Annotated in this window: 16 protein-coding genes; 12 read left to right on the forward strand and 4 right to left on the reverse strand. The window is 73.9% G+C overall.

All coding sequences use genetic code 11. The features are described 5' to 3' along the window. Positions 1 to 68: 68 nt before the first annotated feature. Complete coding sequence (locus QC029_RS23600) at positions 69 to 1,820, reverse strand: protein kinase (RefSeq protein WP_279557777.1); 1,752 nt, start codon at positions 1,818 to 1,820, stop codon at positions 69 to 71. 425 nt (positions 1,821 to 2,245) lie between these two features. On the opposite strand from QC029_RS23600, the gene QC029_RS23605 reads away from it, so the two are divergent. From QC029_RS23605 to QC029_RS23635, 7 genes are all read left to right on the forward strand, one after another. Continuing rightward, positions 2,246 to 4,000, forward strand: coding sequence for a protein kinase (locus QC029_RS23605; protein ID WP_279557778.1), 1,755 nt, complete (start codon positions 2,246 to 2,248; stop codon positions 3,998 to 4,000). A gap of 96 nt (positions 4,001 to 4,096) precedes the next feature. Continuing rightward, the gene (locus tag QC029_RS23610) at positions 4,097 to 5,125 is read left to right on the forward strand and encodes a phosphotransferase (protein ID WP_279557779.1); all 1,029 of its coding nucleotides are present in this window, start codon (positions 4,097 to 4,099) and stop codon (positions 5,123 to 5,125) included. Between the two features lie 429 nt (positions 5,126 to 5,554). Beyond that, positions 5,555 to 6,724: a pyruvate dehydrogenase (acetyl-transferring) E1 component subunit alpha gene (gene pdhA / locus QC029_RS23615; protein ID WP_279557780.1), complete on the forward strand. Its 1,170-nt coding sequence runs from the start codon at positions 5,555 to 5,557 to the stop codon at positions 6,722 to 6,724. 1 nt (position 6,725) lies between these two features. Continuing rightward, entirely contained in the window at positions 6,726 to 7,712 is a 987-nt protein-coding gene (locus QC029_RS23620) for an alpha-ketoacid dehydrogenase subunit beta (RefSeq protein WP_279557781.1), read from the forward strand. A gap of 26 nt (positions 7,713 to 7,738) precedes the next feature. Further along, positions 7,739 to 9,229 (forward strand): dihydrolipoamide acetyltransferase family protein, encoded by a 1,491-nt coding sequence (locus tag QC029_RS23625; protein WP_279557815.1) that lies wholly within the window; start codon positions 7,739 to 7,741, stop codon positions 9,227 to 9,229. A 191-nt stretch (positions 9,230 to 9,420) separates the two neighbouring features. Then, positions 9,421 to 10,098, forward strand: coding sequence for a GntR family transcriptional regulator (locus tag QC029_RS23630; protein ID WP_279557782.1), 678 nt, complete (start codon positions 9,421 to 9,423; stop codon positions 10,096 to 10,098). Positions 10,099 to 10,109: 11 nt separating this feature from the next. After that, positions 10,110 to 11,429 (forward strand): nitrate/nitrite transporter, encoded by a 1,320-nt coding sequence (locus tag QC029_RS23635; RefSeq protein ID WP_279557816.1) that lies wholly within the window; start codon positions 10,110 to 10,112, stop codon positions 11,427 to 11,429. Between the two features lie 67 nt (positions 11,430 to 11,496). Here QC029_RS23635 and QC029_RS23640 read toward each other — a convergent pair whose 3' ends face one another. Further along, complete coding sequence (locus QC029_RS23640; RefSeq protein WP_279557783.1) at positions 11,497 to 12,321, reverse strand: maleylpyruvate isomerase family mycothiol-dependent enzyme; 825 nt, start codon at positions 12,319 to 12,321, stop codon at positions 11,497 to 11,499. Positions 12,322 to 12,498: 177 nt separating this feature from the next. On the opposite strand from QC029_RS23640, the gene QC029_RS23645 reads away from it, so the two are divergent. The 5 genes from QC029_RS23645 (at position 12,499) to QC029_RS23665 (ending at position 17,491) form a co-directional block, all read left to right on the forward strand. Further along, positions 12,499 to 13,314, forward strand: a complete 816-nt coding sequence (locus QC029_RS23645) for a carbon-nitrogen family hydrolase (RefSeq protein ID WP_279557817.1) — start codon at positions 12,499 to 12,501, stop codon at positions 13,312 to 13,314. A 97-nt stretch (positions 13,315 to 13,411) separates the two neighbouring features. Further along, positions 13,412 to 13,702 (forward strand): YiaA/YiaB family inner membrane protein, encoded by a 291-nt coding sequence (locus QC029_RS23650; RefSeq protein WP_279557784.1) that lies wholly within the window; start codon positions 13,412 to 13,414, stop codon positions 13,700 to 13,702. A gap of 117 nt (positions 13,703 to 13,819) precedes the next feature. Further along, complete coding sequence (locus QC029_RS23655; protein ID WP_279557785.1) at positions 13,820 to 14,899, forward strand: endonuclease/exonuclease/phosphatase family protein; 1,080 nt, start codon at positions 13,820 to 13,822, stop codon at positions 14,897 to 14,899. Positions 14,900 to 15,116: 217 nt separating this feature from the next. Further along, the gene (locus QC029_RS23660) at positions 15,117 to 15,590 is read left to right on the forward strand and encodes a DoxX family protein (protein ID WP_279557786.1); all 474 of its coding nucleotides are present in this window, start codon (positions 15,117 to 15,119) and stop codon (positions 15,588 to 15,590) included. Continuing rightward, positions 15,587 to 17,491 carry an NHL domain-containing thioredoxin family protein gene (locus QC029_RS23665; RefSeq protein WP_279557787.1) on the forward strand — a complete coding sequence of 635 codons (1,905 nt, stop codon included), beginning with the start codon at positions 15,587 to 15,589 and terminating at the stop codon, positions 17,489 to 17,491. Before QC029_RS23660 ends, QC029_RS23665 begins: the two co-directional genes overlap by 4 nt. Before the next feature lie 105 nt (positions 17,492 to 17,596). Here the strand turns inward: QC029_RS23665 and QC029_RS23670 are convergent, their stop codons facing one another. Then, positions 17,597 to 17,827: a DUF6458 family protein gene (locus QC029_RS23670; RefSeq protein WP_279557788.1), complete on the reverse strand. Its 231-nt coding sequence runs from the start codon at positions 17,825 to 17,827 to the stop codon at positions 17,597 to 17,599. A 166-nt stretch (positions 17,828 to 17,993) separates the two neighbouring features. Continuing rightward, positions 17,994 to 19,283 carry a M18 family aminopeptidase gene (locus QC029_RS23675; protein WP_279557789.1) on the reverse strand — a complete coding sequence of 430 codons (1,290 nt, stop codon included), beginning with the start codon at positions 19,281 to 19,283 and terminating at the stop codon, positions 17,994 to 17,996. Positions 19,284 to 19,374: the final 91 nt, after the last annotated feature.

Genomic DNA, 19,374 nt, shown 5'->3' on the forward strand with positions numbered 1-19,374 from the left:
CCCGGCACGCGGATCGCGTGCCGGGCCCGCCTCGTGCGTCCCGCCGTGGGCCGTCCGCCCCGGACCGGTCAGGAGTCCGCCGGGTTGCCGGTGGAGACGGTCAGCGTGATCTTGTCCTCCTTGGGGTCGAAGCCCTGGTAGGGGGACGGGGACTGCTTGAGGACGGTGTTCTTCCCGTACAGGTTCTCGTCCTCGTACTCGACGTCGTCCAGGATCCAGCCCGCCGCGCGGACGCACTCCTTCACCGAGTCCAGGTGCTTGAACGTCAGGTCGGGCATGCTCGTCTTGCCCTTGTCGAAGATGCTCTCGGACGCCTCCGTGCACTTGGCCGGGTCGATGGTCTTCGAGGTGTCCTCGTCCTTGAAGCCGCCGGTGTCGGTGTCGGTGTCCGTGTCGGTATCGGTGCCCGTGTCCGTGCCGCTGTCCGTGCCGCCGGTCTGCCGGCTGCCCGTGTCGCCGCCGGTGTCTCCCCCGCCGGTGTCGCCGCCGGTGCCGGCGGGCTGCTCCGTCGTCTGGACGGGCGTCGGCGACTCGCCGGCCTGCGGGTCCCCGCCGCCGCCGTTGTTGAGCGCCACCGCGATGATCACGGCGGAGACGACGATGATCGCCGCGATCGCCGACCCGACGACCACCCCGGTGTTCCTCCTGCCGCCACCGCCCCCGCCGGCGCCCGCGGGCGACATGGTGTACGGCGGCGGGGTCGGCGCACCGCCCTGGTGCCCGTACGGGCCCGGCGCCGGCGTGGCGTACCCCTGCTGCGCCGTCCCCGCGGCCCCGAAGCCGGCCGTGGGCGCGTAGTGCGGCTGGTACGGCTGCTGCACGCCCGGCGGCGGCGGGGTGCCGTGGGCGTCCACCGGCGGGAAGACCGACTGCGAGACCGCCGAGCCGCTGTGCGGGGCCGGTCCGCCGCTGACGATCAGCGGGGTGGTGTTCGAGGAGAGCACCGCGTTGCGGACGCGCTCGCACTCCTGGCGCATCGCCTCGGCGGTCGGGAAGCGCTCGTTGGGGTTCTTCCTCAGCGCCCGCGCGATCAGCGCGTCCACCGCCGGCGGCAGCGACCGGTTGATCGACGACGGTACGGGCGGCTCCTCCTGGACGTGCGCGTACGCGATGGCCAGCGGCGAGTCCGCGTCGAAGGGGAGCCGTCCGGTGAGCAGCTCGAAGAGCATGACGCCCACCGAGTACAGGTCGGAGCGGGCGTCCACGCCGCGCCCCAGCGCCTGCTCGGGGGAGAGGTACTGCGGGGTGCCGACGACCATCCCCGTCTGCGTCATCGACGTGACGCCGGACTGCATGGCGCGGGCGATGCCGAAGTCCATGACCTTGACCACGCCGCGCCGGTTGAGCATGACGTTGCCCGGCTTGATGTCCCGGTGCACCAGGCCCATCTCGTGGCTGGCCTCGAGCGCGGCGAGCACATCGGAGGCGATCTTGAGCGCCTTGTCGCTCGGCATCGCCCCGTCCCGGGCCACGTCCGCGTCCAGGGCCGAGCGCAGCGGCTCGCCCTCGACGTACTCCATGACGATGTACGGCACCAGCGCGCCGTCGATCTCGTCCTCGCCGGAGTCGAAGACCGAGACGATGTTGGTGTGCGTCAGCTTGGCGACCGACTGCGCCTCGCGGCGGAAGCGCTCGCGGAAGGACGGCTCGCGGCCGAGCTCGGTGTGGAGGGTCTTGACCGCGACCTGGCGGTCGAGCACGGTGTCGTAGGCCAGGTGCACCGAGGCCATGCCGCCCTGGCCGAGCAGATCGCGTAGCTGGTAGCGCCCGCCGCCGACCGTACGCCCCTGGTACGCGGCCTGCGCGCCGTCGTCGCTCATCTGACTGCTTCCCCCTCGGCGCCGCAGGACTGCCGTCTCGGGCCTGCGCGTGTACGGTTGCTCTGCTGGTGCTCGTGGTGCCGCCGACCGGTCCCGTCCGGTCGCCCCGCGGTACACCGACCGACCCGGGATTCCCCGGCCAAGTCTGCCCCAGCGGCCGGGCACGTCAAGCCGCTTGCCCGTTCCGTGACCCGATGCGCGCATACGCGTCACAGGCGTCCACGGGGCGCCCGACATCGTAACTTGCCAGTTCGCGGCCCGAGCGGGTTGGATGGTCAGTTGCTACCCCAGCGCTCTCGGTACCACGTCCCGCGCCGCTCTCTTCCCCTTCACCGAGGGGCACGGCCCCCGGACCCTGTTAGCGTGCACAAGGAGCAGAGCGTACGGATCCGCGATCCCGCGGACCTGATCTACGGCGAGGACTGATGGCACAGACACAAGCCGCCGGAGGGCCTTCGGAGCCCGACGAGACTGCTGGTGGGGTGTCCGATTCGCCCGAGTCGTGGGGCAGCGGCGGCGTGGTGGGCGACGGACGGTACCGCCTCACGCGGCGACTCGGCCGCGGCGGCATGGCGGAGGTGTTCGCCGCCGAGGACGTGCGCCTGGGCCGGACCGTCGCCGTCAAGCTGCTGCGCGCGGACCTCGCCGAGGACCCGGTCTCCAAGGCGCGCTTCACCCGTGAGGCGCAGTCCGTCGCCGGCCTCAACCACCACGCGGTGGTGGCCGTCTACGACTCCGGCGAGGACGTGGTCGGCGGCAACACCGTGCCGTACATCGTCATGGAGCTGGTCGAGGGCCGCACCATCCGCGACCTCCTCCTCAACGCCGACGCCCCGCCGCCCGAGCAGGCGCTGATCATCATCTCCGGGGTCCTGGAGGCGCTCGCCTACAGCCACCAGCACGGCATCGTGCACCGGGACATCAAGCCCGCCAACGTCATCATCACGACCGCCGGCGCCGTGAAGGTGATGGACTTCGGCATCGCCCGCGCCCTGCACGGCGCGTCCACCACCATGACCCAGACGGGCATGGTCATGGGCACCCCGCAGTACCTCTCCCCCGAGCAGGCGCTGGGCAAGACGGTGGACGCCCGCTCCGACCTGTACGCCACGGGCTGCATGCTCTACGAACTCCTGGCGCTGCGCCCGCCGTTCACCGGCGAGACCCCGCTGTCGGTGGTCTACCAGCACGTCCAGGACGAGCCGGTCCCGCCGTCGCGGGTGACCGACTCGGTGCCGCCGGAGCTGGACGGCCTGGTGATGCGGGCGCTGGCCAAGGACCCGGACGACCGCTTCCAGACCGCCGAGGAGATGCGCGGGCTGGTGCAGTACGCGCTGCGCATGCTCCAGGAGCAGGGCGGCCACACCGGCGGCCTGTGGAACACCGGCGCGGTGGTCTCCACCGGCGCCACGCCCGCCATGGGCACCCCGGGCGTGTACCCCGGCGGCGACACCCCCGCCACCGGCGGTTTCCCCTCGGACGCCGCCACCCGGGTCGGCCCGCCGCTGCTGATGGGCAGCCCCGGCGGCGGCTCGTACGACAGCGGCGGGTACGACACCGGGGGCGGCGGCGACGGGCGCCGGGGCGGCAGCGGCCTGAAGTACGCGCTGGTCGCCTTCTTCTCCGTCCTCGCCATCGCCGCGGGCATCTTCCTGGCCCTCCAGGGCAACGACGGCGGCCAGCAGCAGAAGAAGCCCGACAACACCACCTCCACGCCGTCCGAGCGGGAGAGCTCGTCGGAGCCCTCTCCCGACGACGAGGAGTCGCGGGAGCCCAGCCAGGACGACAACACCGATCCCGGCGGCACCAGCGGCTGGCAGAACGGCGGCACCGGGGGCAACGACTGGCCCAGCGACCCGCAGACCAGCCAGGCGCCCTCGCCCAGCAACGAGCCCAGCCAGCCCGACGGCGGCACCGACGAGGGCGCCACCGACGGGGCCACCACCGACGGCGGTACGGGCACCGGCGGCGCCGACACCGGTGGCACGGACGCCGGCGGTACGGACGCCGGCGGCACCGACGCCGGTGGCACGGACGCCGGCGGCACGGACGCCGGCGGCGCCACCGACGGCGCCAACGGCGACACCACCGCCGGTGCCACCGAGGGCGGCGGCACCACCGAGGGCGGCGGAGCCACGGCCGGGGGCGGTCCCGCGGGCACCGCGGCGAGCGGCGGCTGACCCCTCCCGGAGGGCGGACCCACCCCCATATCACCTCCCGGCCGTCGACGCACAACGCGACCGGGCGGTAGCCGAGGGTCACCTACGATTCCGGGCGTGCAGTCTCCCCACCTCCCCGGCACCACCCTCGCCACGCTGGTGCGGCGCTACGGCGCCGGGGAGCCGATCTCGTGCGAGCCGGTGGCCCAGGGGCTGCTGAACCGCGGCTACCGGCTCTCCACCACCCGCGGCCGGTTCTTCCTCAAGCACCACCTCGACGGCGACCCGCGCGACCCGGCCCGCATCGAGCACCAGCACCGCGTCACGGCCCGCCTGGGCGACCTCGGCGTCCCGGTCGTGCCGCCCGTCGAGGACGCCTCCGGCCGGACCGTCGCCGTGGTGGAGGACCGCTGCTACGCCCTGCACCCCTGGGTGGACGGCCGGCACCGGGACGGCGGCGAGCTGTCCCGGGCGCAGTCCCGCCGCCTGGGCGCGCTGCTGGGCCTGGTGCACGTACGGCTGGGCCAGGTCGTGCCCGTGCCGGCCGCCGGGCACGCCGCCGAACCCAGCGCCGACCCCGAGGTGACCTTCGGGCTCATCGACGAGCTGCTGGCCCGGGTGCGCAACCGCCGCGGCCGCGACTGCTTCGACGAACTGGCCGAGCACCGGCTGCGCGAGCGCCGCGCCCTGCTGGAGCGCCACGCCCACCGCCGTCCGCCCGCCGGGGCCGAGCCGGTCGCCGGGTGGGTGCACGGGGACTTCCACCCCCTCAACCTGCTCTACCGGGACCGGGAGCCCTGGGAGCCCGTCGCGATCGTGGACTGGGACCGGCTGGCCGTCCGGCCGCGCGCCGAGGAGGCCGTACGGGCCGCCGTCATCTTCTTCCTGCGGCCCGACGGGGCCCTGGACCTGGCCAAGATCCGCGCCTACGCCCGCGCCTACCGCGCCGCCACCGGGGCCGGCGCGGACGAGATGGCCGCGGCCGTCCACCGGGTGTGGTGGGAGCGGCTCAACGACTTCTGGATGCTGCGCTGGCGCTACCAGCTGCGCGACCGCCGCACCGACCCGCAGTTCCCGGCGGCCTCCGCGCTGGTGGTGTGGTGGACCGGGCGGTACGAGGCGGTGTGCGACGCCTTCTGCCGGTAGGCGGCGTGTGCGCGGGTGCGCGGCCCCTGTGCGCCCTCGTCCCCCTTCACCCTCCGTGTCCGCCTCCACCACCGACCGCGTACATCCCCGCGTCACTCCTCCACAACTCTTCCCGTCACTTCGGTACCGGGATAACGTGCGCTTGTCCCAGGCGCTTGCGAGGCTGTGACCAGTGACGTTCCAGGCTTTTGCGATTTACTTGGAAACCCAAGCAAAATTGCAGGTCAGGGACCCTTCGCGCATGTGCGGAGGTACTGGGTAACGTGCTGACAGCGGGCCGTCGAACGGGACACCTGTCACCGCTCGGTTCCGTCCGCGCCCCACCAACCCCGTGGGCCGTACGGAATCGGGCGAGCCTCTCCCTGCCACCGGCGGGGAAACCCCAGGCTTCCCGGCGACCCCGGGGGCCGGACAGACGGAGGAGCACACGTGACCGTGGAGAGCACTGCCGCGCGCAGCAAGCCGCGCCGCAGCAGCGGAAAGCGCACCACGACGAGCGGGACCAGGAAACGCCCGCAGTCGGCCGCGCGCCCGGAGCTCGTACAACTGCTGACGCCGGAGGGCGAGCGGGTCGAGCACCCCGACTACTCGCTGGACCTGACCCCCGACGAGCTGCGCGGTCTGTACCGCGACATGGTCCTCACCCGCCGCTTCGACGCCGAGGCCACCGCGCTGCAGCGTCAGGGCGAGCTGGGCCTGTGGGCGTCGCTGCTGGGGCAGGAGGCCGCCCAGATCGGCTCCGGCCGGGCGCTGCGGGACGACGACTACGTCTTCCCGACCTACCGGGAGCACGGCGTCGCCTGGTGCCGCGGGGTGGACCCGACCAACCTGCTGGGCATGTTCCGCGGCGTGAACAACGGCGGCTGGGACCCCAACAGCAACAACTTCCACCTCTACACCATCGTGATCGGCTCCCAGGCGCTGCACGCCACGGGCTACGCGATGGGCGTGGCCAAGGACGGCGCGGACAGCGCGGTGATCGCCTACTTCGGCGACGGCGCGTCCAGCCAGGGCGACGTCGCCGAGGCGTTCACCTTCTCCGCCGTCTACAACGCGCCGGTCGTCTTCTTCTGCCAGAACAACCAGTGGGCCATCTCCGAGCCCACCGAGCGCCAGTCCCGGGTGCCGATCTACCAGCGCGCCGCCGGCTTCGGCTTCCCCGGCGTCCGCGTGGACGGCAACGACGTGCTGGCCGTGCTGGCCGTGACCCGGGCCGCCCTGGAGCGCGCCCGCGCCGGCGAGGGCCCGACGCTGGTCGAGGCGTTCACGTACCGCATGGGCGCCCACACCACCTCCGACGACCCCACCCGCTACCGCAAGGACGCCGAGCGCGAGGCGTGGGAGGCGAAGGACCCGATCCTGCGCGTGCGCACCTACCTGGAGAAGGAGGGCCTGATCGACGCCGACTGGCTCTCCGGGCTCGACCGGGAGAGCGACGCCCTGGCCCAGCGGGTCCGCGAGGCCATCCGGACCATGCCGGACCCGGACACCATGGCCATCTTCGAGAACGTCTACGCCGACGGGCACGCGCTGGTGGACGAGGAGCGCGTCCAGTTCGCCGAGTACATGGCGTCCTTCGCCGACGAGGAGGGCCGCTGAGATGGCTGCCGTCAAGACCACCATGCCCATGGCCAAGGCCCTCAACGAGTCGCTGCGCAAGGCCCTGGAGACCGACCCCAAGGTCCTGATCATGGGTGAGGACGTCGGCAAGCTCGGCGGCGTCTTCCGCATCACCGACGGCCTGCAGAAGGACTTCGGCGAGGACCGGGTCATCGACACCCCGCTGGCCGAGTCCGGCATCGTCGGCACCGCGATCGGCCTGGCCCTGCGCGGCTACCGGCCGGTCGTGGAGATCCAGTTCGACGGCTTCGTCTTCCCGGCCTACGACCAGATCGTCACCCAGCTCGCCAAGATGCACGCCCGCGCGCTGGGCAAGGTCAAGCTGCCGGTCGTCGTCCGCATCCCCTACGGCGGCGGCATCGGCGCGGTGGAGCACCACAGCGAGTCGCCCGAGGCGCTCTTCGCGCACGTGGCGGGCCTGAAGTGCGTCTCGCCCTCCAACGCCTCCGACGCGTACTGGATGCTCCAGCAGGCCATCGAGTCCGACGACCCGGTGATCTTCTTCGAGCCCAAGCGGCGCTACTGGGACAAGGGCGAGGTGGACACCACCGCCATCCCCGGCCCGCTGCACAGGGCGGTCGTCGCCCGCGAGGGCACCGACCTGACCCTGGCGGCCTACGGACCGATGGTGAAGACCTGCCTGGAGGCTGCCGCGGCGGCCGAGGAGGAGGGCAGGTCGCTGGAGGTCCTGGACCTGCGGTCGATGTCCCCGGTCGACTTCGACGCGATCCAGGCGTCGGTGGAGCGCACCCGCCGCCTGGTGGTGGTGCACGAGGCGCCGGTCTTCCTGGGCACGGGATCGGAGATCGCCGCCCGGATCACCGAGCGCTGCTTCTACCACCTGGAGGCGCCGGTGCTGCGCGTCGGCGGGTTCCACGCGCCGTACCCGCCGGCCCGGCTGGAGGACGAGTACCTGCCCAACCTGGACCGGGTGCTCGAAGCCGTCGACCGCGCGCTCGCGTACTGAGAACGGGGCTGAGGAGAGTCGTGACGATGACTGATACGGCTACTGCCGGGGCCGCGGCCCAGCGCATCCGCGAGTTCAGGATGCCGGACGTGGGCGAGGGCCTCACCGAGGCCGAGATCCTCAAGTGGTACGTCAGGCCCGGGGACTCGGTGACCGACGGGCAGGTGGTGTGCGAGGTCGAGACGGCCAAGGCCGCCGTCGAGCTGCCGATCCCGTACACCGGCGTGGTGCACGAGCTGCGCTTCGACGAGGGCGTCACCGTGGACGTCGGCACGCCGATCATCACGGTGGACACCGATCCCTCCGCGGGACCCGTCGGATCCGCCGGTCCCGCCGAGGCGCCGGCCGCCGCGCCGGCCCCCGCCGAGCCGGAGTCCGGGGCGGAGTCCGGGGCGGGGGAGGGCGCCAAGCGCCAGCCGGTGCTGGTGGGCTACGGCGTCGGCACCGCGTCGACCAAGCGGCGCCCGCGCAAGCAGCCGCAGAACCACGTGCGGGACGCGCAGGTCGCCGTCCAGGCGGAGATGGACGCCACCACCACGCCCCCGGCCGTGGCGCCCGCCACCCCGGAGCAGAGGCCCCCGGCGCAGCGCCCGCTGGCCAAGCCGCCGGTGCGCAAGCTCGCCAAGGACCTGGGCGTGGACCTGGCCGTGGTCGTGCCGACCGGCCCGAACGGGGTCATCACCCGCGAGGACGTCCACGCCGCCGCCGCGCCCGCCCCCTCGCACGAGGCCGCCTCCGTCGCCCCGGAGACCGCCTCCCGGGCGGTCCCGGCCCCCGCCCCGGCGGCAGCGGCTCCGCCGGTGTGGAGCACCGGCGAGCGCGAGCGCCGGGTGCCGATCAAGGGCGTGCGCAAGGCGACCGCCCAGGCGATGGTCTCCAGCGCCTTCACCGCGCCGCACGTCACGGAGTTCGTCACCGTCGACGTCACCCGCACGATGAAGCTGGTGCAGGAGCTCAAGCAGGACCCGGACATGGCCGGTCTGCGGGTGAACCCGCTGCTGCTGGTGGCCAAGGCGTTCCTGGTCGCGATCCGCCGCAACCCGGAGGTCAACGCGGCCTGGGACGAGGCGAACCAGGAGATCGTCCACAAGGAGTACGTGAACCTGGGCATCGCCGCGGCCACCCCGCGCGGTCTGATCGTGCCGAACATCAAGGACGCGCACGCCAAGACCCTGCCGGAACTGGCCCGGTCGCTGGGCGACCTGGTCGCCACCGCCCGCGAGGGGAAGACCTCCCCGGCGGACATGCAGGGCGGCACGGTCACCATCACCAACGTCGGCGTCTTCGGCGTCGACACCGGCACCCCGATCCTCAACCCCGGGGAGTCGGCGATCCTGGCCTTCGGCGCGGTCAGGCTCCAGCCGTGGGTCCACAAGGGCAAGGTCAAGCCGCGCCAGGTCACCACCCTGGCGCTCTCCTTCGACCACCGCCTGGTCGACGGGGAGCTGGGCTCCAAGGTGCTGGCCGACGTCGCGGCCGTCCTGGAGCACCCCAAGCGCCTGATCACCTGGGCCTGATCAACCGGGTCTGATCACCTGGGCCTGATCCGGAGGCCGGACCCGGTGTCCGGCCTCCGGCCCGCGACGGGGCCCGGCGCGCGCACCGTGCGCCGGGCCCCGGCCCGTACCGGCCCGCCCGGGCTCCCCGGCCCGTCCCGCATGGCGGACGCGGGATGAGCACGCATACCTGTTGTATCTATGGTGTGTCCATGACCTCCGTACCATCCACCGCTCCGGCCCCCGCCCCCGTCAAACCGCCGCCCGCCGCCGAGCGCGTCTACGCGCACGTCAAGCAGGCCGTCCTGGAACGGCACTACGAGGGCGGCGTCCTGCTCACCGAGGGCGAGCTGGCCGAGGCGGTCGGGGTCTCCCGCACCCCCGTGCGGGAGGCGCTGCTGCGCCTGGAGGTCGAGGGCCTGATCAGGCTCTACCCGAAGAAGGGCGCGCTCGTCCTGCCCGTCTCCGCGCAGGAGATCGGCGACGTCGTCGAGACCCGGCTGCTGGTCGAGGAGCACGCCGTGCGCAAGGCCGTCCCCGCCCCGCCCGAGCTGCTGGACCGGCTCGCCGAGCTCCTGGAGCAGCAGCGGCGCCAGGCCGAGACCGGCGACCTGGCGGCGGTGGCCGCCACCGACCGCTGTTTCCACGCCACCGTGGTCCGGGCGGCCGGCAACCAGATCCTGGAGCGCCTGTACGACCAGCTCCGCGACCGCCAGCTGCGCATGGGCGTCGCGGTGATGCACTCCCACCCCGACCGGATCGCCAAGAACATCACCGAGCACTCCGAGATCCTGCGGACCCTGCGCACGGGCGACGCCGAGGCCGCCGCCGAGGCGGTGCGCCGCCACGTCGGCTCCGTGCGGCACCTGCTGCGCGGTGAGGTCCGGTGAGCGGCGGACCCCTGCCCGGCGCCCCCGGCCCCGGAGCGCGCCTCGGCGGCCCGCGGGCCGCCTTCGTGTGGGGCCTGGGCGTCGCCGTCTACTTCGCCGCCATCACCTACCGCACCAGCCTGGGCGTCGCGGGCATCGACGCCGCCGACCGCTTCCACATCAACGCCTCGGCGCTGTCGACCTTCTCCATCCTCCAGCTCCTGGTCTACGCCGGGATGCAGATACCCGTCGGCCTGCTGGTGGACCGCTGGGGCACCAAGAAGGTCCTGACCCTGGGCATCGTGCTGTTCACCACCGGCCAGTTCGCCTTCGCGCTCTCCGGCTCGTACGCCATGGCGCTCGCCGCCCGCGGACTGCTGGGCTGCGGCGACGCGATGACGTTCATCAGCGTGCTGCGGCTGGGCTCGAACTGGTTCCCGCCCCGCCGCGGGCCGCTGATAGCGCAGGTCGCGGCGTTGTTCGGGATGGCGGGCAATCTGCTGACCACACTGGTGCTGGCACGTCTGCTGGCCGCCTTCGGCTGGACGCCGACCTTCGCGGGCAGCGCCGGGCTCGGCGTGGTGGTGCTGGTGCTCGTCCTGCTCTTCCTCAAGGACCGGCCCGAGGGCGCCGTACCGGCCTCGTCCCTCCCGCCCCTCGAACCGGGGCCGGAGGCGCGGCACGGGGAGGGCTACGTGCGCCGCCAGCTCGCCGCCGCCTGGCGCGAGCCGGGCACCCGGCTGGGCATGTGGGTGCACTTCACCACCCAGTTCCCGGGCATGGTCTTCCTGCTGCTGTGGGGGATGCCGTTCCTCGTCGAGGCGCAGGGCCGCACCCGGGCCGAGGCCAGCACCCTGCTGACCCTGGTGGTGCTCTCCAACATGGCCATCGGCCTGGTCTACGGCCAGGTCATCGCCCGGCACCACAGCGCCCGGGCGCCGATCGCGCTCGGCACGGTGCTGGCCACCGCCGCCGTCTGGGCGATGGTGCTGTGCTGGCCGGGGCGGGCGCCGATGGGGGCGCTGGTGGTGCTGTGCGTGGTGCTCGGCGCCTGCGGTCCGGGCTCGATGATCGGCTTCGACTTCGCCCGCCCCGCCAACCCGCCCGAGCGGCAGGGCACGGCGTCGGGCATCGTCAACATCGGGGGCTTCACCGCCTCCATGACCACCCTGCTGGCGGTGGGCGTCCTGCTGGACGCGACCGGCGGCGACTACCGGATCGCGTTCGCGTCCGTCTTCGTCCTCCAGGCGGTGGGGACCGTCCAGATCCTCCGGCTGCGCGGCCGTGCGCACCGCCGCGAGCGCGAGAGGGTGGTGGCCAGCCGCGTCGAGGCGGTGCACGTACCGGTCTGAGGCCCGCCCGGGTGCCGGTGCCGGGGCTCGGCTCCCGGTCCCGGTGCCGGGGTGTCGGGAGCGGGGGTCAGGGCGTGACGGCGAAGTGCGCGAGGATCGCGTCCGCGAGGGCCTGGTCGCCCTCGGCCTTGAGGTTCTCGCGCACCGCCGCGGGCCGCACCCGCCCGCAGGCCAGCCGTACGTACGTCTCCCAGTCCATCGCCAGGGTGACCGCCGGCCCCAGGGAGACGCTGGCGTCCACCGTGCCCCGGCCCTCGGCGTCGACGCGCACGGTCCGCATGAACTCCAGGGGCCCGCTCACGTCGAGGACGACCGCCGAGTTCGGCGGCGCGGCGGCGTCCTTGGCGACCACCTTGGGCAGCGCGTCCAGCAGCACGTCCCGCGCGACGTGCGCGCCGGGGGAGTCCAGGTTGCCCGGCTGCCCCAGCGCCCGCCGCAGGTCCTGCTCGTGCACCCACACGTCGAACGCCCGGATCCGCAGCGCCTGCTCCAGGGTCGTCTCCCGGCCGAGGGGATCGACCACCTTCGCCGACGGGTCGCGCTTCTCGTTCCGCAGCTGGCGCGACCGGCGGATGATCGTGTACTCCAGCTCGCTGGTCATCTCCGGCGCCGTGTGGCAGCGCCGCACGTCCACCTGGACCTCGACGCGGCGGCTGACCTCGTCCTTCACGTGGAACAGATCACGCGGCAGCGAGTGGATCGGACGGGGGTCGCCCAGCATCTCGCACTCCGACCCGATGACGTGGGAGACGACGTCGCGGACCGACCAACCCGGGCACTCGGTCGCGCGGTTCCACTCGCCCTCGACCAGCGGGGAGACCAGTTCGGATATCGCCTCGATGGAGTGGGCCCAGGCGTCGGCGTAGGGCTGAAGGCTAGGGTGGTCGGTCAACGGGACCCCTCGGATACGTGCTGAATACGTGTGGATGATGTGGGTTCGCGGACTGGGTGCTCTCAAGTTACGCTGCGGGCGGGCAGCCTGACAGGCCTTTCGGGTGACGATCGTAGGCTGCTTTCGACCGGCGTTCGACCTGCGTTTGATCCCCTCGAATCCATGGACGGTGGTACGGTGCGCGCCTCCCTCATTCAGATCGGTGTGGACCCGGACGAAACGGTTGAGGCGCGCCGTGCGCGGGCCGCCGCGCTCGTGAGGGAGCGGACGGCCTCCGACCTCGTCGTCCTGCCCGAGCTGTGGACGGTCGGGGCCTTCTCCTTCGACTCCTTCGAGGCCGGCGCGGAGCCGGTGGACGGCCCCACCGCGCGGGCCCTGTCCGAGGCGGCGCGCGAGGCGCGCGTCTGGCTGCACGCCGGGTCGATCGTCGAACGCGCCGCCGGTCCCGGCGGCCCCGATGGCCCCGACGGCCCCGATGGCACGGCCCTGTACAACACCTCCCTGGTCTTCTCCCCCGACGGCGAACTCGCCGCCTCCTACCGCAAGATCCACCGCTTCGGCTTCGACCGGGGCGAGGCCACCCTGATGTCCGCGGGCGCCGAGCCGGTCACCGTCGCCCTGCCCGGCACCACCCTGGGCCTGGCCACCTGCTACGACCTGCGCTTCCCCGAACTGTTCCGCGCCCTGACCGACGCGGGCGCCCAGGCGCTGGTGATCCCGGCCGGCTGGCCCGCCCGCCGCGCCTCCCACTGGAGCCTGCTGGCCCGTGCCCGCGCCGTGGAGAACCAGGCGTACGTCCTGGCCTGCGGCACCGCGGGCACCCACGCGGACGTGCCCCAGGCGGGCCGCAGCGTGATCGTCGACCCCTGGGGCGAGACGCTGGCCGAGGCGCCGGACGCCGAGGAGCGGGTCGTCACCGCCGACCTGGACCCGGCGTACGTCGCCAAGGTCCGCGAGGAATTCCCCGTCCTGCGGGACCGGGTGCTGCGCTGACGGGCGGTCTGCGGGCGGTCTGCGGAACGGCCCGCGGGCGCCGCGCTGAGTAGCCGTACTCATGCGCCCGCCGCCGCACCGCGCCACCGTGGTCGCCATGACCACACCCGTGCAGCGGCCCACCACGGCCGCGTTCTTCGTGCAGGCCGTCGTCTCCTTCGGGCTCTCGCTGCTCGCCGTGTCCCTCGGCGTCGCCTACCTGCCGCTGGGGCCGTGGGAGCGCGGGTTCCTGGCGCTCGGCGTCCTCTTCCTGGTCTCCTCCACCTTCACGCTGGCCAAGTGCGTACGGGACCGCCAGGAGATGCGGGAGGTGACCACCCGGGTGGACAAGGCCCGGCTGGACAAGCTGATCACCGAGCACGACCCGTTCGACGCCAAGCACCTCTGACGCTCGTTCCGGTTCCGGTTCCGGCCCGTCCCCCGGGCAACCGCGCCACCGCTCCGGCACGTCATGCCCGGTGGAGCCGGAGGGGGAGCGCGTGGGGCGGACGGCGGTGAAACGGCGGTGAAGCGGCGGTGGCGGGGTGCGGACGCCGGGGGCCGCACCGCCTGGACGCGGGGACGGGTCCTCGCCCCGCTCGCCGCCGCGGCGGCCGGGGCGATGGCGTTCCACTCCCTGGTGCCGGACGCCGGGATCGGTCTGGGCAGCCTGCTGGAGGCCTTCCTGCCGTGGCTCGGCCTGGCCGTCCCGCTGCTGCTCGCGGCCGCCCTGCTGCGCCGCTCGGCCCTCGCCCTGGTGGCGCTGGCGCTGCCCTCGGCGGTCTGGCTCGGTCTCTTCCACGAGGTCCTGACGCCCCGGGAGGCGCACCCGGACGGCACCGCGGTCCTCACGGCCGTCCAGCACAACGCGAGCGACGAGAACCGCGATCCCGCCGCCACCGCCCGGGCCCTGGCCGCCGCCGGACCCGACGTCGTCGCGCTGCAGGAGCTGATCCCCGCCGCCCTGCCCGCCTACGAGGAGGCGCTGGCGCCGGACCACCCCCACCACGCGGTCGTGGGGACCGTCGGCCTGTGGTCCCGGCACCCCCTGACCGACGTCCGTCCGCTGGACATCCGTCCCGCGGGCGTCGGGCCCGGCTGGAACCGGGGACTGCGCGCCACCGTGCGCGCCCCGCACGGCGACGTCGCCGTCCACGTGGTCCATCTGCCCTCGGTCCGCCTCCGGGCCTCCGGCTTCGACGCCGCCCGGCGGAACGAGAGCGCCGCCCTGCTGGGCGAGGAGCTGCGGGCGGAGGAGCTGCCCCGGGTGATCCTGCTGGGCGACCTCAACGGCACCCTGGACGACCGCGGTCTCGCACCCGTCCTGGCGCGGCTGGACTCCACGGGCGAGGGGGCGGCGGACGGCTTCTCCTTCAGCTGGCCCACCGCCTTCCCCGTCGCCCGGATCGACCACGTCATGGCCCGCGGCGCCACCGTCGCCCGTCTGTGGACCCTCCCCGCGACGGACAGCGACCACCTCCCGGTCGCGGCCCGGATCGCGTTCCCGGCCGGACGGGCTCAGGACGCCCCGGCGGACGGGACGCGGCACTCCGCCGCGGGAGCGCTCCGGGCCCGCCCGGCGGCGGTGCGGCAGGCCGCCGGGTAGGCGTCGCGGGCGCGGGCCCACCGGCCCGCGCCCGCCGGAGCACGGAAACGTACGCGCGAGTGGTCTAGACGACTGGTCGGTGCACCGCTACGGTGCGCTAGGTCTAGACCAAAGCTCGCTGCATCTCACTGCATCCCACTGAATCTCGCTGCATCTCATCGCATCTCATCGCATGTCCGGAAAGCTCGCGGACCCCCCACTCCCTCTGGAGCGCATCATGCGAAGGAAGACCACCGTCACCCCGGCCGCCCCGCTCGTCCTCCTGGACGAGGGGAGGGACCACGTCATCGGCCTCTTCCGCGCCGTCGTCGGCTTCCTCTTCGCCTGCCACGGCGCCGCCACCCTCTTCGGCGTGCTCGGCGGCCCGCACGGCGGGAGGGTGCCGGAGTTCGGGCAGTGGCCGGGCTGGTGGGCCGCGGTCATCCAGATCGCCGGCGGCGGGCTGGTGGCCCTGGGCCTGGGCACCCGGATCGCCGCGGTCGTCTGCTCCGGGTCGATGGCCTACGCGTACTTCGTCGTGCACCAGCCCGAGGGCCTGCTCCCCATCGAGAACCACGGCGAGAGCGCCGCGCTGTTCTGCTGGGCGTTCCTGCTGATAGCCGCCCTCGGCCCCGGCCGGTGGGCGCTGGACGCGCTCCGCACGGGCTCCCGCGAGGGATCGCGCGGGGCCTTGACACACTGGGACGCATGAACGTTCCCCCCTCCGCTGCCCCCGCCTCCGCCCGCCGCCGTGCCCGCGTCCGCGCCCCCGAGCTGGTCGGCAAGGGGGGGTGGCTCAACACCGGCGGTACGGAGCTGACCCTCGCGGACCTGCGGGGACGCATCGTCATCCTCGACTTCTGGACCTTCTGCTGCATCAACTGCCTGCACGTCCTGGACGAGCTGCGCGAGCTGGAGGAGGCGCACCGCGACACCGTGGTGGTCGTCGGCGTCCACTCGCCGAAGTTCGTCCACGAGGCCGAGCACCAGGCCGTCGTGGACGCCGTCGAGCGCTACGGGGTGCACCACCCCGTCCTCGACGACCCCGAGCTGGCGACCTGGAAGCAGTACGCGGTGCGCGCCTGGCCCACGCTCGTCGTCATCGACCCCGAGGGGTACGTCGTCGCCCAGCACGCGGGCGAGGGCCACGCCCACGCCATCGGGAGGCTGGTGGAGGAGCTGGAGGCCGAACACGGGGCGAAGGGCACCCTGCGGCGCGGCGACGGGCCGTACGTGCCGCCGGAGCCCGAGCCGACCGATCTGCGCTTCCCCGGCAAGGCGCTCGTCCTGCCCTCGGGCAACCTGCTGGTCACCGACACCACCCGGCACCAGCTGGTGGAGCTGGAGCCGGACGGGGAGACCGTGGTGCGGCGGATCGGCGACGGCGAGCGCGGGCTGGTGGACGGGCCGGCGCAGAAGGCCCGGTTCAGCGAGCCGCAGGGCCTGGCGCCGCTGCCCGGCACGGGCCGGATCGCCGTGGCCGACACCGTCAACCACGCCCTGCGCGCGTACGACCCGGCCACCGGCGAGGTCACCACGCTCGCGGGCACGGGCCGCCAGTGGTGGCAGGGCTCGCCCGCCTCCGGACCGGCGCGCGAGGTGGACCTCTCCTCGCCGTGGGACCTGGCCTGGTGGGCGGACCGGCTGTGGATCGCGATGGCCGGCGTCCACCAGCTGTGGGCGTACGACCCGGAGGCGGGGACGGTGTCCGTCGCGGCGGGCACGACCAACGAGGGCCTGGTGGACGGCCCGGCGGACCAGGCGTGGTTCGCCCAGCCGTCCGGGCTCGCGGCGGCCGGGGACCGGCTGTGGATCGCCGACTCCGAGACCTCCGCGCTGCGCTGGGTCGAGCGCGACGGCGAGGGCTTCGCCGTGCGCACGGCCGTCGGCACCGGGCTGTTCGACTTCGGCCACCGCGACGGCGCGGCCCGGCAGGCGCTGCTCCAGCACCCGCTGGGCGTCACCGCGCTGCCCGACGGCTCGGTCGCGGTGTGCGACACCTACAACCACGCGCTGCGCCGCTACGACCCGGCCACCGGCGAGGTCACCACGCTCGCCACCGACCTGCGCGAGCCGTCCGACGCCGTCCTCGTCGGCGGCGGTGCGGGCGCCGGTGGGGATGCCGGTGTCGAGGACATCCTCGTCGTCGAGTCCGCCCGCCACCGGCTGACCCGGCTGCGGCTGCCCGAGGAGGCCGTGCGCGTGGAGTCCGTGGCCCACCGCACCCGGCGCGAGGCGACCGGGGTGGCGCCGGGGAGGCTCCGGCTGGACGTGGTCTTCCAGGCCCCGCCCGGCCAGAAGCTCGACACCCGCTACGGCCCCTCCACCCGGCTGCTGGTCAGCTCCACGCCGCCGGAGCTGCTGGCGGACGGCGCGGGCCAGGGCACGGACCTGGCGCGGGAGCTGGTGCTCGCCGACGGCGTCACCGAGGGCGTGCTGCACGTCTCGGCGATGGCCGCCTCCTGCGACGACGACCCCTCCACCGAGTACCCGGCCTGCCACGTCCACCAGCAGGACTGGGGCGTGCCCGTGCGCGTCACGGCGGACGGCGCCTCCCGGCTGCCGCTGGTCCTGGCGGGGATGGACGAGGGTGAGGACGGGGGCGGGGCGTAGCGGGTCGGCCTTCCGCGCGTACGGCCCGGTCCGTGGACTTCCCGGACCGGGCCGTAGCGTGTGCCGACTCCTCGCCTCCGCGGGCGGCGCGGTGCCGCCGGCGCGTCAGGCGCGCCACTCGTGGCGGTGCGTCTCCTCGATGACCGGGGCGGCCGGGCTCGGCGGCTGCACACGGCGGCGCTTGAAGATGCTCACGTACGACGCCAGTCCGATGAAGCCGACCGCCATGAGGATCAGGCCGATCACATCGAGGTTGACCCCGGAGATCTCCCAGTTGACCCCGAAGGTCAGGATCGCACCCAATGCGATCAGTACGATGGTCAGTGCCATGCCCATGAATAACCGCCTCCGTCCGGCTGGTTGAGGGCTCGTTCAACCAACCGGGTACCCCCGGGCGGCGCGTGCATTCCGGGCGCCGCGCAACCGCGGGAGCGACCCGGCCCGCCCGGGTGTCCCGGACGGGCCGTCAGAAAACCTCCCGCGCGCCGCGCGTGCCGCCCCGTCAGGCCTCCAGGAAGGCCGTCAGGGCGTTCGCCAGCAGGAACGGGTCGTCGGCGCCGCACAGTTCGCGGGCGGAGTGCATCGACAGGATCGCCACCCCGATGTCCACGGTGGCGATGCCGTGCCGCGCGGCGGTGATGGGGCCGATCGTCGTGCCGCACGGGACGGCGTTGTTGGAGACGAACGACTGCCACGGCACCCCGGCCCGCTCGCAGGCGGCGGCGAAGACGGCGCGGCCGGTGCCGTCGGTGGCGTAGCGCTGGTTGACGTTGACCTTGAGGATCGGTCCGCCGTTGGGCAGCGGGTGGTGGCCCGGCTCGTGGCGCTCGGAGTAGTTGGGGTGCACGGCGTGGCCGGTGTCCGACGACAGGCAGACGGTTCCCGCGTACGCCCGCGCGCGGTCCTCGTGGCCGCCGCCGCGCGCGAGGACCGAGCGCTCCAGCACGCTGCCCAGCAGCGGGCCGTCGGCGCCGGTGTCGGACTGGCTGCCGTTCTCCTCGTGGTCGAAGGCGGCCAGCACCGGGACGTACGGCGGGTTCCCCGCCGAGGCGGCCGCGATCAGGGCGGCGGTGCCGGCGTGGACGGACAGCAGGTTGTCCATGCGCGGCCCGGCGAGCAGCTCGCGGTCGCGGCCGAGGTAGGCGGGCGGCTCGACGCTGTGGACCATCAGGTCCCAGCCGGCGATGTCGCAGGCGTCCAGCCCGGACTCGGCGGCGAGGAAGTCCACCAGGTCGCCCTCGCGCGGCTCGCCCAGGCCCCAGACGGGCGTCATGTGGCGCTGGCGGTCCAGCTTCAGGCCGTCGTTGGCCTGCCGGTCCAGGTGGATGGCGAGCTGGGGGACGCGCAGCAGCGGGCGGTCGACGTTGACCAGGCGGGTGGAGCCGTCGCGCAGGGCCAGCCGGCCGGCCAGGCCCAGGTCGCGGTCGAGCCAGGTGTTGAGCAGGGTGCCGCCGTAGATCTCGACGGCGATCTGCCGCCAGCCGGCCGCGCCGGTGTCCGGCACGGGCTTCACGCGCAGGTTGGGGGAGTCGGTGTGGGCGCCGACGATCCGGAAGGGGGTGGCGGGCGCCGCGCCCTCCGGCACGTACCAGGCGATGATCGCGCCGCCGCGCAGCACGTACTTCCCGCCGCTCGCGCCGTCCCAGGCGTCGGTCTCGGCCACCTGCCGGAAGCCCGCCTTCTCCAGCCGCTCGGCGGCGGTCGCGACCGCGTGGTACGGGGTGGGCGAGGCCGTGAGGAAGGAGGCCAGATCGTCGGTGTGGCCACGGTCGAAGCGGCGGGAAGTGCTCATGCGCCCAGCATACGAACGGCGGGGGCCCCGTTCCCCCCTGACCTGGGAACGAGGCCCCCGCCTGCCGGTGGCCGCCCCGGGCGGGGCGGCC

The organism is Streptomyces sp. DH37 (assembly GCF_029813835.1).
In the GTDB taxonomy this organism is placed as follows: Bacteria; Actinomycetota; Actinomycetes; order Streptomycetales; family Streptomycetaceae; genus Streptomyces.